A 14287-nucleotide genomic window follows, 5' to 3' on the forward strand; every position below is an offset into this window, starting at 1 on the left:
TCTAACGTCTCACATCTCAAATCTATCTACTGCTCAACCACTTCGATCTTAAACATCTTATCCCAGTTCTTTCCGGTGATGTATAAGGTGTTTTTTTCTCCGTTATAGGCAATCCCATTAAGCACGTTGAGTTCGGCATGCTGAGTAACCTTAGCTTTTAGGCCTGTAAGATCGATAACGCCTTCTACCGCTCCGTTTGTAGGATCGACAATGGCGATGGCGTCTTTTTCATAAATATTGGCGTAGATCTTTCCATCGATCCATTCCAGCTCATTCACCTTCGGAATTTTACTGGTATTGGTGTACAATTGGATGTAGTCAATTTCTGAAAGATTATTGGGATTTAGTGTCCAGATCTTTTCGGTTCCGTCACTTTTATAAATCATTTTACCGTCATTGGCAAGTCCCCAGCCTTCTTTACTCTTTCCGTAAACAAAGGTTCCTGTTTTTTTAAGATCAGATAAATTATAAATAAAACCTGTATTTTCTCTCCAGGTAAGCTGATAAATTTTATTATTTAAAATAGTAAGACCCTCTCCGAAATAAGCATCGGCCATGGTTACCTTTTGTAACACAGCGCCTGTTTTATAATCGGTTTTTCTCAAAGATGATGCTTTGTATTGTCCGGTGCTCTCATATAAGGTGTCATTTTTAAATTCCAGTCCCTGCGTATATGCTTCAATATCGTGTGGATATGTTTCCAGAATCTTATACGTATATAAGGTAGGTTTTATAGACGATAGTATTATGATATCTTTTTTGACTTCAAACGTGTCTCCTTCCGAATAGATTGTCGCCCGAACAGCTCGTATCCCTAACTTTTGACCCTTTAGTGAAATTTTCGTTTCCTTGTTTTCTTCCGAAGAGACCATCCTTTCAGAATCCATAAAGTACACAATTGAATCGATCGTCTTATTTTTCTTATTGTTTATTTCTACATCAACTACTTCTGAAGCTGTATATCCTTTCTTATGATCCTTGATGGTGACAGAAAAAAGATCATTATCGGACTTAGAATCGTTTCCGCAGCTAGCGAAAAAAGCTACTAAAACAGTAACTACTAATAATTTATAAATATTCATGATGATCGCTAAATTTTTGGGAAAGATATTTATTATAATTGATAACAAAAAATTCTTGTAGAACGTCTAAAATGCCTTATCTTTGCACCGGCAAGTCCTACACAACCAGCTCCTGTGGAATCCCCCAGGGCGGGAACGCAGCAAGGGTAAATGGTCGTAGCGGTGTGATGTAGGTAGCTTGCCATTTTTTGTACCCTAAACTTTCCTCTTTTAAATCACCTCCACCAAAGTATTTTAACGTTTCTATTTGGATATCTAAGTCGGGAACTGCATCTTTGCTTTCTAACAAGAATAGATGTCTAAAGTAGTATTGATAACGGGTGGTTCTTCAGGAATAGGTAAAGCCATTGGTGAGTATCTTTCCAGCAAAGGTTATAAAGTATACGGCACCAGTAGAAATCCAGACCGAATTAAAGAGAAATTCAATTTCCCTATTGTCGCTTTAGATGTTACGAAACCAGAATCCATAGATAAGGCTATTTCAGAAATCGTCGCACTAGAAGGTCACATAGATGTTCTTGTAAATAATGCTGGTATTGGTATTACCGGACCCGTTGAAGAAACGCCAACCGATGAAATTCGAAATGCCTTCGAAACCAATTTTTATGGTCCAATACATGTTATGAAATCGGTACTTCCTTATATGCGCAAGCAAGGAAGTGGAAAAATCATAAATATCACTTCAATTGCTGGATATATGGGATTGCCTTACAGAGGTATTTACTCGGCGACTAAGGCCGCTTTGGAAATTACAACTGAGGCATTTCGTATGGAAACGAGACAATTCGGTATTGAAATGACCAATATTGCACCTGGTGATTTTGCTACCAATATCGTGGCGGGACGCTATCATGCACCAGTTCTAGCAAATTCTCCATATAAAGATGCCTATGGAAGGACATTGGCGATGATGAACGAACATGTAGATGCAGGGGAGAACCCGGTAAAAATGGCGAAGGCGGTTTGCAAAATTATTGAAACAACTAATCCTAAAATTCACTACAAAGTGGGAGCGCCACTTCAAAAGTTTTCTATCGTGTTAAAGCGCATTCTTCCAGATAAAATGTACGAACGAATGCTACTCAATCATTACAAATTGAAATAGTTTAGCATATTTTGAGCCAACATATAATTGATAATAACTTTTTGCTTTTACCTTTTTAACCACAGTCAATCTTGTGTATTTTTACCGTAAATAAACTTCGAAAAACTAGCTTATGAAATTCTTTATTGATACCGCAAACTTAGATCAGATACGTGAAGCCCAGGATCTTGGGGTTTTAGATGGCGTTACCACCAACCCATCACTGATGGCTAAGGAAGGTATTACTGGACGAAATAATATCTTAAAGCATTATGTAGATATTTGTAATATCGTGGATGGAGATGTGTCTGCCGAAGTAATTGCTACCGATTTGAAAGGAATGATCAAGGAAGGGGAGGAGTTGGCCGAATTACATGAGCAAATCGTGGTGAAAATTCCTATGATCAAAGAAGGAATCAAAGCTATTAAATATTTTAGTGACCATGGAATTCGTACTAATTGTACACTTGTGTTTTCTGCAGGACAAGCGCTTCTAGCTGCAAAGGCGGGAGCCACTTATGTTTCACCTTTTATAGGTCGTTTAGACGATATTTCTACAGATGGGCTTAATCTAATCTCAGAAATCAGACTTATATACGATAACTATGGCTTCGATACCCAAATATTGGCTGCTTCGATTCGTCATACTATGCATGTATTGGAATGTGCGAAAATAGGTTCGGATGTAATGACTGGGCCACTTTCGTCTATTGAAGGATTACTTAAACATCCGCTTACGGACATGGGATTGGCTAAATTTCTTGAAGATTATAAAAAAGGGAACTAGTGTTAAACTGTCAGAGGGCAGGGAACTAGGAGTTCTATAATTGGATTAATTTTTAGCAATCGTAGTTTCTGTCTCAACTTTTTCTTTACTCTGATTTTTAAGGAAGCGTCTAATTTTCTTTTTCAGCTCCTTATCATTGGTGTATAGAACGATGCCAGATCGCATTCCGGATGAATAACTATAGATATCATTGTCATACCGCTCTTTTACTTTGATTTGTTCGATGTTTTCTGAATTAAATTCCAATAAGAGTATCTCCAGATTAGGATAGGTCTGAGGATCAAGCACCATTCCTTTGTTTTTTCCGTAGATAAGTCCGAAGCGTATGGAGCAATCTGTTGTACAGGGAAGCGTTCCAAAAATGCGTTTGTCGTTTGTATCTTCAATTTCTGGATGAGTGATAAAATAATGATTGTCTGCCAGTACCTTATCAATTACAAGGTCAACTTGTTGAGAAACATCTTCAATCGCTTTGATTACAGATAACCAAGCTTCATTTTCAGATTGTAACGTACAGAATTGTGTCTCTGTGTGTTGACTAAAACAAGTCATAACAGAGAGTAGTATTAAGATGAAAGATAATTTTTGCAAGGCCATATGGTTTGTTTCTCTCGTGCCGTCTATTTAAGATCAGACTCGAAATTAACATAGCTGTAATGCAAATTCATTGTAGATTGGGTTTTATAAATATATTAAAATTATGTCAAGTGTGAGGATATTCCTTCAAATGTTGGTGTAAGAATTTTCTGATAGTCAAGTATTTAGAGTTGTTCAGTCGTCTTTATTAGAAGCTGTTTTTTTTACTTTTACTTCGGAAGTAGTAGCGATTATGGTACCTTAATATATCTGAAGAAGGGTACAATAGCTTTTTTGCTATAAAAGAATGCAACTAGTTGAGTTAATATTCTTTTCAGAAGAAAGCGAAAAAGAATTAAAAACGATTCATTAGTTAAAAGGACTCCTTAAACTATTGAGATTTAGACGTTGATTTATTTAACTGACCTAACAATATGGTTTCGATAGCGGGATTGAAGAGGCTAGTATTGCCGGATACAATATTACCATTGCGATCTATTATCATGGCTTTATTTGCCGAACTTATAATAAGTTTTTTTGTAGCGTCATCTATATCGTCGAATTGAAATTCTAGCGTAGAATCGTACTTTGAGTTTAATACAATGCTTCTCCATTTTTTGAAATGAGTATCTGTATTTAAGCCTATAAAATCGTATTCTGGATATTTTGCTTTCAACTCGGCTGCCTTGATATGTATATTCTGGAAATGTTTTATAGAATGAGAAGACCAGAAATATAAGACTGATGGTTTTCTAATAATACTATGAAGATCCTTCATTGTATTTTCAGCATTCAATACAAGGACATTCGGAATTTTATTACCTACAGTAAGTTTGTTAGTTGCTTGATACAATTTTTGGACTTCGAATACATACTCTTCATTGTTGCATAATTCTTTGTAAGTAGACACCAACTCGCCGGCTTTATCCGTATCCTGACCACGCACCAAAAAAACACTTACAACAGATTTTAGCATATTGTTTTTAAGTGAATCATTGGTAATTAGACTGTCAAGAAATTTTATCTTATAATAATTATGTACAAAGGAATTTCGATCGATCGATTTCGTATTGAAGTACTTTTCATAAGCAAGATTATCTGCATATCTATCTATAAATCGATAATATGGATAATATGACTGTAAACTCTTATTTCCATGATTTATCTTGTCACGATACTTAAAGAAATCTTTTGGGTAATGTTTCTCGTCGTTTTGAAATTTTTTGAAATTGGTCGTGATATACAATTCCTTGTTTAAATTATTAGCATAATCTATACTTGCACTGGCTATTTCTTTAAATTCCTTACTGGGTTTATAATTGGTAACAAATTCATTATAAGCTTCTTTCCGATTATTTTTTAACGAATCTAGTTTATCATTATACGCTGCGGGAGATAAATCGTACCAATTAGAAATAATTTGTCTTTCCTTTTCATTCGATAAAAACAACTCCATTAGAAGGTTATTCTTCTCGGCGCCTCTACCAGTATAGCTAAGGGATTCGTCAAACTCCATGGTATTAACTCTTAGTAATAAGCTATCACCAGGTTCGCCGTAAAAGATTTGATATTCAAGATGACGAAAGGAATATAAACTCTTCTTGGCATTCTCCACTTTAAACATGAAAAAGTTATTCTTGTCTAATGCAACAGTATCTAATATCGAATTATCTCTGAAAAGAAGTACGTAGTCTAACTTCGGATTAACGATTTCACCTCCAATCCACATAACCTTTGATGATTCATTCTTCGGATTACATGATATTAGACCAATAAAAAAAAGGAGAAGAAGTGATTTGTAAATCAATACATAAAGGTTTTAGTCTAACAAAAATAGCTTAGAAGTAATCTATTTCTTGTTAATACCTAGTTAAAAGGGATTTTAAAAAGTTAATGTTTCTTCAATCCCGCTTAAATGGCTATTTTTGCGCCAAATTTAATAAAAACACAAATTTAGCATATGCTTTCAGTTTCTAATTTATCGGTTCAGTTTGGTAAACGTATTTTGTTCGACGAAGTAAATACACAATTCGTTGAGGGAAATTGCTACGGAATTATCGGCGCAAATGGTGCCGGAAAATCTACATTTCTAAAGATCATTTCTGGAAAGCAGGATCCCACCTCGGGTCATGTTCACTTGGAGCCTGGAAAAAGGATGTCCGTTTTAGAACAAAATCACAATGCCTGTGATGAATTCATGGTATTGGAAACTGTAGTAAGAGGTAACAAAGAGCTTTTCGCCATTAAAACGGAGATCGATGCACTTTATGCAGATTACACAGATGAGAATGCTGAAAAAATAGGGGAGCTTCAGGTTGTCTTTGAAGAAATGAATGGTTGGAATGCTGATAGTGAAGCTGCTGCCTTACTTTCTAATCTAGGAATAGATTCAAGCCTTCATTTCACAATGATGAGTGATCTGGATGGGACACAAAAAGTACGTGTACTTTTAGCACAGGCATTGTTTGGAAATCCTGACGTTCTTGTTATGGATGAGCCTACCAACGACCTGGATTATGAAACAATCTCTTGGCTTGAGCATTTCCTTGCAAATTATGACAAATGTGTGATCGTAGTATCGCATGACCGTCACTTTTTAGATTCGGTTTGTACACATATTTCGGATATCGATTTTAGTAAAATAAATCATTATAGTGGTAACTATACGTTCTGGTATGAGAGTAGCCAATTAGCTGCGCGTCAAAGAGCACAACAAAATAAAAAGGCTGAAGAGAAGAAGAAAGAACTGGAAGAGTTTATCAGACGTTTCTCTGCCAACGTTGCCAAATCGAAACAGGCTACAAGTAGAAAGAAAATGATCGAAAAACTAAATGTTTCAGATATCAGACCTTCCAGTCGACGTTATCCGGCCATTATTTTTGAACGTGAACGTGAGGCGGGTGATCAGATTTTAAATATCGAGAATTTATCAGCATCTATAGACGGTGAGGCACTGTTTAGAAAGGTGGATATCAATCTGGTAAAAGGTGATAAAGTGGTGATTTATTCTAGAGATCCGAGAGCTGCTACTGCTTTTTATGAGATTCTCAATAACAACCTAAAGGCAGATAGTGGAACTTTCGATTGGGGAATTACTACTAACCAAAGTTACTTGCCTTTGGATAATCATAGTTTTTTCGAAAATGACAATACCTTGGTCGACTGGCTACGTCAATGGGCGAAGACGGAAGAAGAACGCGAGGAAGTACATATTCGTGGTTTCCTCGGAAAAATGATCTTTAGTGGAGAAGAAGCACTTAAAAAATGTAATGTACTATCAGGAGGAGAAAAAGTGCGTTGTATGCTTAGCCGAATGATGATGATGAGAGCAAATGTTTTAATGCTCGATGAACCAACTAATCACCTGGATTTGGAATCCATTACTGCTTTTAACAACTCACTAAAGAATTTTAAAGGGACTGTTTTGTTTACAACACATGATCACGAATTCGCGCAAACCCTTGCGAACAGGGTGATTGAGTTAACACCAAACGGTGTAATTGATCGCTATTCGACCTTCGACGATTATATGAACGATAAGAAAATTAAGGAATTACGCGATAAAATGTATTCGGTAAACGCATAGTTGTCGAAGTGCTATTCGCCAATCTCTTTAAGATATTCATCTATAATTGATTGGGCTTTAATCAATTCATCTTTTCGGATATAAAGCATTATCTGCCCGGGAACTCCTATGGTGAATCCGGCCTGAATACTGCTGGCATTGTCGTTTCGTTCAATCGGACTAATGCCTAATTCGTTCAGTCTGGCTTTAAGTCCGTTGGCTAGCATCGCAGGACCTGTGTATATTCGGGTGGTTTCTTCAAGATTTTTACTCATGTTTTTAATTTTTTATAACAATTTATTTATTTGTAATCGATTCTAAGCATTATAAAATTTACTATCCCATATTGCGGTGTTGAAATTCTTTCCTTTTGCGAAGCCGTAAAACAACACGGTACCACCCACTCCTTTAAAAACAAATAGAAACAGTAATAGATATTCCTGTGTCGAAGGAGCACTAGAAAATAAACTAATGGGAGTAATTATGGTAAGTAAAATACTTACTATAAATATAGTAAAAACCAGATTCTCAAAGCTTTTGTAGGGCCACATCATAAGTTTTCTAAACGGATGTAAATCATTTCCCCATTTGTGAATTAAATAATAAAAATCATCGCCCATTGGTGCAAACAATAGAGGGTCATCGGCATTTTCAAGTTTTAGAAGTTTTGCCGGAGCCATCACTTTTAAGTTTTGTAACTTAATGCCATGCACATTTTCCAGCCTTCGTATTTCTGAAATAGCTTCTTCCGGATATTCTGCCTTAAAAAAACGAGAATCCAGGAACCGAAGTCTGTAATCAAAACACATGGTTTTTATGTCGTCTACATGAAAAATCCTATCGGAATCAAGAATTTTACTGTCAAAAAGATTTTTAGAATTGACATCTTTTGAAGCCAATTGAGCCCTTATGGCCTCGCGTTCCACTTCATTTTGAGAAAGAATATTTTCCACTTCATGAAGCACCGATTTTCCCGAGAGTCGTCTCGCGCGTTTTCTACGTAATACCAACTCTATATCTGTTTTCTCAAACATAGCTCGAATTTTGAATTAAAGTTACACACGGAAATATTCCAAAACAACAATTTAACATAATTATACCCAATTTAATGGTTTGAACTTGCGTTGTGTTAACTGTGGTATATATTTTGCTAATTACTTACTTTTGCCATTCAAATTGGAACTCATGAAAATAAAGGAACTCTTTTTAATCTTACTTATAACTACAATTTCAGGGACTGTATCGGCTCAGAAATATGCTTCAAAATCTAATTCTGAGGTTAAAACTTCTTGGGAAGGCGCTGCGTTTTCCTCCAATTTAACAATTAAAGAAAATATTGCTGAGGTTCCTTCTTTTTCTATTCTGAATGAAATTCTGAACGATACTGCAATTACAACTGCTCTCGGAAATAAAGAGATGGTAACGGTATTCCTTCCTTTAGACGAAGCATTTCTGAAGCTTTCAAAAAAAGAACGAAAAGCATTGTTAGCAGATAAAAAGACTTTAGAAGCTACGATGAAATTATTCGCAGTACCGGGTCGATTAGACAGTCATTCTATTAAAAAAGCCATCGAAAAAAACAATGGCTTAGCCCATTTTAGTACCTTAAGCGGAGAGCTTTTAGGAGCAAAAATAGTAAAAGGTGATATCGTACTTTTCGATTCTGAAAATAATATGGCTACCTTAAAAGCCACAGACTTCTATCATAAGAACGGATTCTTTCACATCGTTGATGGTTTGGTATATACTGCAAGTACTTCCAAATAGCTAAAAATCTTTGTGGATTTTACTTAGATTAGATAAGTTAAATATCTTTCGACTATCTTAAACTTGCACCAAAATCACTTTCAAATCTTTTTTGAAGTTTTCCCATGATTTTGTCGATTTGTTTATCGGTAAGGGTTTTGTTTTCATCTTGCAGGGTAAAACTCATAGCGTATGATTTTTTGCCCTTCGGAAGTTTATTTCCAGTATAGACATCGAATAAGTTCACATCCTTTAACACCTTTTGTTCCGTTTGAAGTGCCGCCAATTGCAGTGCTTCAAAACTAACGGTATCATCAAGTAATAATGCAAAATCACGTTTTACCTTTGGAAATTTCGAGATGGGTTGAAACTGCTTGTTTTCGGCAGTAAGTTCCTCCAATATTAAATCCCAATTAAAATCGGCATAGAGAGTTTCGGCTGTAATATCGAATTTCTTAGCGATTCCCTTTTTTACAATTCCGAAGTCGAGCAAAGTCTTTTTATCTTTTACAAAGGCAAGACCTTCAGATAATAGGTCGCTTTTGGTAACTTTTTCAGAATAGTTTACAATTCCAAGGCGATCTAAAATAGCGGAGACGATTCCTTTTCCGAAGAAAAAACCACTTTTATCCTGACCATGAGTCCAGGTTTCGGGTGTTTTGTCCCCAGAGATAAGCAATGACAAATGTTTCTTTTCGTCCCTTCCTTGTGAATAGTTGTGGTAAGTCTTTCCGAATTCAAAAAGCTTTACATTAGACATACGTCGGTTCGTATTATACGATAAAGCTTCAAGTGCCCCGAACAGCATGGATTGGCGCATTACAGAAAGATCCTGACTCAATGGATTGAGCATTACTACATTGTGTTCGTCTTTCAAAGATTCCGTTAAAGAAATGTGTTTTGGTGATGTAAGCGAGTTACACAGCATCTCATGAAAGCCCAGCGCAGCAAGTTGTGAGCCGATTTTCCCCTGCACCTGATAGTCTTCAATTTTCTTAGTAGCTGCAATCGAAGCGTTTAATTTCTCTGTGAATTTAATATTGTTATACCCATAAACCCGAAGAACTTCTTCGATCACGTCGGCTTCACGAGTTACATCATTTCGGTAGGCAGGAATGGTCATTCCAATGCCCGATTCGGTTACATTGTTAATTTTAATCTCAAGGGAAGTAAGTATTTGTTTAATTTTTTCCCTCGGAATTTCTTCTCCAATCAATGAGTCGGCCTGATCGAAATTTAAAAATACCTGATGGTCTTCAATTTTTTTAGGATACTTGTCGGTTACCTCGCTGGTAATAATACCTCCTGTAAGTTGTGTGATAAGTATAGCCGCATGTAGAAGCGCATATTCAGTAATATTTGGGTCGATACCTCGTTCAAAACGAAAAGAGGCATCAGTGTTTAAGGCATGTCTTTTTGCTGTTTTTCTAATGCTTATTGGATTAAAATAGGCGCTTTCCAGAAATATACTGGTGGTGGCTTCAGAAACTCCGCTGTTTAATCCGCCAAAAACGCCTGCAATACACATAGGCTTCTCGTCATCACAAATCATTAAATCTTCTTCGTGCAGTTCTCGTTCAACTCCGTCTAAAGTGACAAATTTAGTGCCTGTTGGAAGTGTTTTTACATTTATTGTATTTCCGGAAATTTTTACTGCGTCAAAAGCATGAAGAGGTTGTCCAAGTCCATGAAGCACATAATTTGTACAATCAACCACATTATTGATCGGTGCTAAGCCAATTGCTTTAAGTCGGTTCTGCAACCATTTGGGTGATTCTGCCACCTTCATTCCACTAATAGTGACTCCGCAGTAGCGAGGTGCTAGCGTGCTGTTTTCAACGTTTACATCTATCTTAAGCGTTCTATTTTCTATTTTAAAATTACTTGTTGAAGGAGTGATTAGCTCTATAGAAAGGTTATTCTGAATTAATCCCGCTCTCAGATCTCTTGCAACACCCCAATGACTCATAGCATCAGCACGATTTGGCGTAAGTCCGATCTCGAAAACTTCATCATTTTCTACCTCAAGTATTTCTGAAACTGCCGTTCCCGGTTTAAGATCTTCATCAAGAACCATAATTCCGTCGTGACTGTTTCCTAATCCAAGTTCATCTTCGGCACAAATCATTCCTTCACTTACTTCGCCTCTAATTTTACCTTTTTTGATTACCCAAGGATTTCCATCGGCGTCATAAAGAGTGGTTCCAATAATAGCAACCGGTACTTTTTGCCCTTTGGTGACATTGGGAGCACCGCAAACAATTTGAAGGGGAGCCTCATAACCAACATCAACCAAGGTCAATTTTAATTTGTCAGCGTTCGGGTGTTTTACACATTCAAGAACATGACCAACTACGATTCCTTTTAATCCGCCTTTTACCGAAGAGAATGATTCAATTCCTTCGATTTCAAGCCCTAGATCTGTAAGCAATTCCCCCGTTTTTGCAGCTTCCCAATCCAGATTTGTAAATTGCTTGAGCCAGTTGTATGAAATCTTCATTTACCATTGAAATTTAAGGATACAAAGATAAAATATTGAAGTTAGCATTCAAACATTGGGTTATAATTTGTAATTTTAAATATTGTTAAACTAAACCGTAACTAATGAAAGTAATTTTTAAACTAAGTATTGTGGTATTACTGCTGGGCATGGTCTCTTGCAGAGATACAAAGAAAGAAGATGCAGAATCTCAGGCCGTAGTCGAGAAGATTGAAACTATGGAAACCGAAGTAGAAGAAATTTCGGATAATCTGGAAGCGGAAGAGAAAGAGTTAGAAGAAGCCTTAAAAGAACTGGATAGTATTTAAAAATTAGATTATGAAAAATATAAAAAAGAATGTTTACGCATTATTTGTACTGCTTATGATGGGTAGTTTTGTAGTTAATAGTCAAAATGATGCTGATAGAAAGACTCAAGACACACGTGAGGTACTTACAAACAAAACAAAGGTAAAAAAAGAACAGACTAAGGAGGAGCTTAAAGAAATCGAAGCGGCAGCAAAGCAACAAAAATCTGATGCTAAGCATCAAGTAAGTGGGATAGAAAATGAGATCGATCATCTTAAAATGAAAATTAAAAACACAACTGATCCAAAAGAGAAGGCTGCACTGGAAAACGAGATCAAACAAATGCAAGCCGGTAAGAAAAATGTAAAATCTACAGTGAAAGAGGCGATTAAAGATCAAAAGAACAATGCGGGACATGAGGTTATTGAAGCTTCTGAGGACAAGCGAAAAGAACTTAAAGAAAATGCTTCCTCTGAGACGGCAAAGATTAAAAAGAACGCAAATGATAAAGTGAAGAAAGAAGTTCCGGCCGATTTAAAATGGCAAGAATATAGAGTCGAAAAGACTGCTGATGCGAAAGAGCTAATAAAGGTGAAAAAAGAAGAACTTAGTGATCGCGGGGCTTATATCGAACGAAGTAAAACACAAATCGCAGCTGCAAAAAAGGGGCTTCAGGCAAGAATTGATGCCGGTTCAATAACTCCAGAGCAGGTTAGCATGTATAAAACAAGAATTGCTAATGCTGAAAAAAGATTGAACGACTACGAGAATAATGTTGAAGATAGTAAGAAGAAATTGGATGTTTACAGTAATCAGGTGTCTGATATGGACGTAAAAAATTAATTATTAAAATAAGTTGTTGGAAAGGCGTTCGTTTTATAGCGCCTTTTTTTTATCTCATTGTGTCATCTTAACAATATCAAATTAATTTATGCTACGAAGTTTTTATCTGTTCTTAATCACGATATTTCTACTTTCCTGCCAAAAAGAAATTAACACCCCAAAGGAAGGCAATTGGAGAGCAGTGTTGCAATTAAATGAAGGAAAGGAAATTCCTTTTTTATTTCAATATAATGCAGACAACTCCTTGATTATAAAAAATGCTGAAGAAGAGATTGTTGTCAATGATGTAAGTATAGTGGGGGATTCTATTTTTATTGAAATGCCTGTTTACGAAGGTTTTTTTAAAGGAGTGTTTTCTAAAGATAGTATCTATGGAGATTTCGTGAAACCTAGTCTAAATCGGATAGTTCCATTTCTGATGAAGCGCACCAAAGATCCTAGATTTCCTTACCCCGTGGCACCTGATTCAGAGATTACCGGAAATTGGGAAGCTGTATTCAGTCCTAATTCCGAAGCAAACAAATACATAGCAAAGGGTATATTTAAGCAAGTTGGAAATAAGGTTACAGGAACAATTAGAACGACCACCGGCGATTACCGATATCTGGATGGAGTTCTTGTGGCAGATACCTTGAAAATGTCCACCTTCGATGGAGCGCATGCCTTTTTATTCGAAGCCATTGTGAAAGATAGCGTGATACAAGGGCAATTTTATAGTGGGAACCATTTTAAAGAAAATTTTATCGCAAAAAGGAATAACGCTTACGAACTCCCGGAGCCGGATTCATTAACTTATCTTAAAGAAGGTTCTGATCGTATCGAGTTTTCGTTCCCAGATGTGGAGGGTGCCGTAGTATCGCTCGATGATGAACGCTTTAAAAACAAAATTGTAATCGTTCAGATTATGGGAACCTGGTGTCCTAATTGCCTGGATGAGACAAAATTCTTGTCTAAATTCTATGAAGGTGAAAAAAGGGAAGATCTGGAAATTGTCGCTTTAGCTTTCGAGTATGCTCCAACCAAAGAAAAGGCTATAGCTTCAATAAATAAGCTTGTTGATGAAGTAGGAGTTCCTTATCCTGTGTTATTGGCGCAGTTTGGAACTAGCGATAAAAAAATTGCCAATAAGAAATTACCAATGCTCAACCATATACTTTCGTATCCAACGACAATTTTTATTGATAGGAGTGGAGCAGTGAGAAGAATTCATACAGGGTTCAACGGACCAGCAACAGAAGAAAAATACGATGAATTTGTTGCTGATTTCGAGGCATTTGTCGACAAACTAATAGATGAACAATCTACGCCTTAAAGGCTTTGCATTACTTGAGTTAACCGTTCCATTTCTTTTTTAGCCTGTCTAATCCCCATAAGACCTCCAGAAAGTTCCGGAGTAGCATCCCTCATATCTAAACTGCAGTTATTGTCGGCTCGTTTTGCGACGACAAAGCGTATTTTAAAGTATTTCACAAAGGCTCCGAAAAGTATACGCATTGTTTTATCGCCTTTAAAATAAACCCCATCACCCATACTACCACTTTCCAATTTGTAGCCTTGGTTTGTGAGCAATTCGTCCACTTTTATTGCAAGTTCTTCGGAAGAAATTCCGGAGTAAACAAAAAGTGTGTTGTATTTATTAGTGGTCTCAATCTCTTTAAAATGTGTCATTTCCAATTTGTTTATAATATCATATTGGGTGGATTAAAGTTAAGCGTTTTTAAAAATATGCCACACCCCAAAGTGGAAAACGGCAGATATTATCATTTATTTAACGAAATATTAACCTGGTTTGAAGCTAAATGTCAGGTAGCTAACA

At 36.3% G+C, this 14287-nt stretch carries 14 protein-coding genes and 1 other RNA gene; 8 read left to right on the plus strand and 7 right to left on the minus strand.

Translation table 11 applies throughout. The annotated features are described in order from the left end of the window. Positions 1-26 precede the first annotated feature (26 nt). A complete protein-coding gene (locus BXY75_RS09720) occupies positions 27-1082 on the minus strand; it encodes a glutaminyl-peptide cyclotransferase (protein ID WP_121907558.1) in 1056 nt (351 codons plus the stop codon). A gap of 88 nt (positions 1083-1170) precedes the next feature. Between BXY75_RS09720 and ffs the strand changes: the two genes are divergently transcribed. The 3 genes from ffs (at position 1171) to fsa (ending at position 2953) form a co-directional block, all read left to right on the plus strand. Then, an RNA gene (ffs, locus tag BXY75_RS09725) (signal recognition particle sRNA small type) lies at positions 1171-1269 on the plus strand. A gap of 108 nt (positions 1270-1377) precedes the next feature. Beyond that, positions 1378-2187 carry an SDR family oxidoreductase gene (locus BXY75_RS09730; RefSeq protein WP_121907559.1) on the plus strand — a complete coding sequence of 270 codons (810 nt, stop codon included), beginning with the start codon at positions 1378-1380 and terminating at the stop codon, positions 2185-2187. A 112-nt stretch (positions 2188-2299) separates the two neighbouring features. Continuing rightward, a complete protein-coding gene (gene fsa / locus BXY75_RS09735; protein ID WP_121907560.1) occupies positions 2300-2953 on the plus strand; it encodes a fructose-6-phosphate aldolase in 654 nt (217 codons plus the stop codon). 45 nt (positions 2954-2998) lie between these two features. Here the strand turns inward: fsa and BXY75_RS09740 are convergent, their stop codons facing one another. Beyond that, positions 2999-3505, minus strand: coding sequence for a hypothetical protein (locus tag BXY75_RS09740; protein ID WP_121907561.1), 507 nt, complete (start codon positions 3503-3505; stop codon positions 2999-3001). A gap of 415 nt (positions 3506-3920) precedes the next feature. Further along, positions 3921-5336 carry a TlpA family protein disulfide reductase gene (locus BXY75_RS09745; RefSeq protein WP_121907562.1) on the minus strand — a complete coding sequence of 472 codons (1416 nt, stop codon included), beginning with the start codon at positions 5334-5336 and terminating at the stop codon, positions 3921-3923. 153 nt (positions 5337-5489) lie between these two features. On the opposite strand from BXY75_RS09745, the gene BXY75_RS09750 reads away from it, so the two are divergent. Beyond that, positions 5490-7115: an ABC-F family ATP-binding cassette domain-containing protein gene (locus BXY75_RS09750; protein ID WP_121907563.1), complete on the plus strand. Its 1626-nt coding sequence runs from the start codon at positions 5490-5492 to the stop codon at positions 7113-7115. Between the two features lie 11 nt (positions 7116-7126). On the opposite strand, the gene BXY75_RS09755 is transcribed toward BXY75_RS09750, so the two are convergent. Both BXY75_RS09755 and BXY75_RS09760 read right to left on the minus strand, forming a co-directional pair. After that, positions 7127-7369: a DUF2007 domain-containing protein gene (locus BXY75_RS09755; protein WP_121907564.1), complete on the minus strand. Its 243-nt coding sequence runs from the start codon at positions 7367-7369 to the stop codon at positions 7127-7129. A 42-nt stretch (positions 7370-7411) separates the two neighbouring features. Further along, positions 7412-8128, minus strand: coding sequence for a hypothetical protein (locus BXY75_RS09760; RefSeq protein WP_121907565.1), 717 nt, complete (start codon positions 8126-8128; stop codon positions 7412-7414). 151 nt (positions 8129-8279) lie between these two features. Here BXY75_RS09760 and BXY75_RS09765 point away from each other — a divergent pair, with 151 nt between their 5' ends. Continuing rightward, on the plus strand, positions 8280-8861 hold the full coding sequence (locus BXY75_RS09765; RefSeq protein WP_121907566.1) for a fasciclin domain-containing protein: 582 nt from the start codon (positions 8280-8282) through the stop codon (positions 8859-8861). Positions 8862-8913: 52 nt separating this feature from the next. Here BXY75_RS09765 and pheT read toward each other — a convergent pair whose 3' ends face one another. Then, the gene (pheT, locus tag BXY75_RS09770; protein WP_121907567.1) at positions 8914-11340 is read right to left on the minus strand and encodes a phenylalanine--tRNA ligase subunit beta; all 2427 of its coding nucleotides are present in this window, start codon (positions 11338-11340) and stop codon (positions 8914-8916) included. A gap of 104 nt (positions 11341-11444) precedes the next feature. Between pheT and BXY75_RS09775 the strand changes: the two genes are divergently transcribed. The 3 genes from BXY75_RS09775 to BXY75_RS09785 all read left to right on the plus strand — a co-directional run bounded on the left by BXY75_RS09775 (position 11445) and on the right by BXY75_RS09785 (position 13783). After that, positions 11445-11648, plus strand: a complete 204-nt coding sequence (locus BXY75_RS09775) for a hypothetical protein (protein WP_121907568.1) — start codon at positions 11445-11447, stop codon at positions 11646-11648. A gap of 10 nt (positions 11649-11658) precedes the next feature. Then, a complete protein-coding gene (locus BXY75_RS09780; protein WP_121907569.1) occupies positions 11659-12471 on the plus strand; it encodes a V-type ATP synthase subunit I domain-containing protein in 813 nt (270 codons plus the stop codon). 88 nt (positions 12472-12559) lie between these two features. Next, positions 12560-13783 carry a TlpA disulfide reductase family protein gene (locus BXY75_RS09785; RefSeq protein ID WP_121907570.1) on the plus strand — a complete coding sequence of 408 codons (1224 nt, stop codon included), beginning with the start codon at positions 12560-12562 and terminating at the stop codon, positions 13781-13783. Here BXY75_RS09785 and BXY75_RS09790 read toward each other — a convergent pair. Continuing rightward, positions 13780-14139: a hypothetical protein gene (locus BXY75_RS09790; RefSeq protein ID WP_121907571.1), complete on the minus strand. Its 360-nt coding sequence runs from the start codon at positions 14137-14139 to the stop codon at positions 13780-13782. The two genes, BXY75_RS09785 and BXY75_RS09790, sit on opposite strands and share 4 nt — an antisense overlap. Positions 14140-14287 lie beyond the last annotated feature (148 nt).

The organism is Ulvibacter antarcticus, from assembly GCF_003688405.1.
GTDB lineage: Bacteria > Bacteroidota > Bacteroidia > Flavobacteriales > Flavobacteriaceae > Ulvibacter > Ulvibacter antarcticus.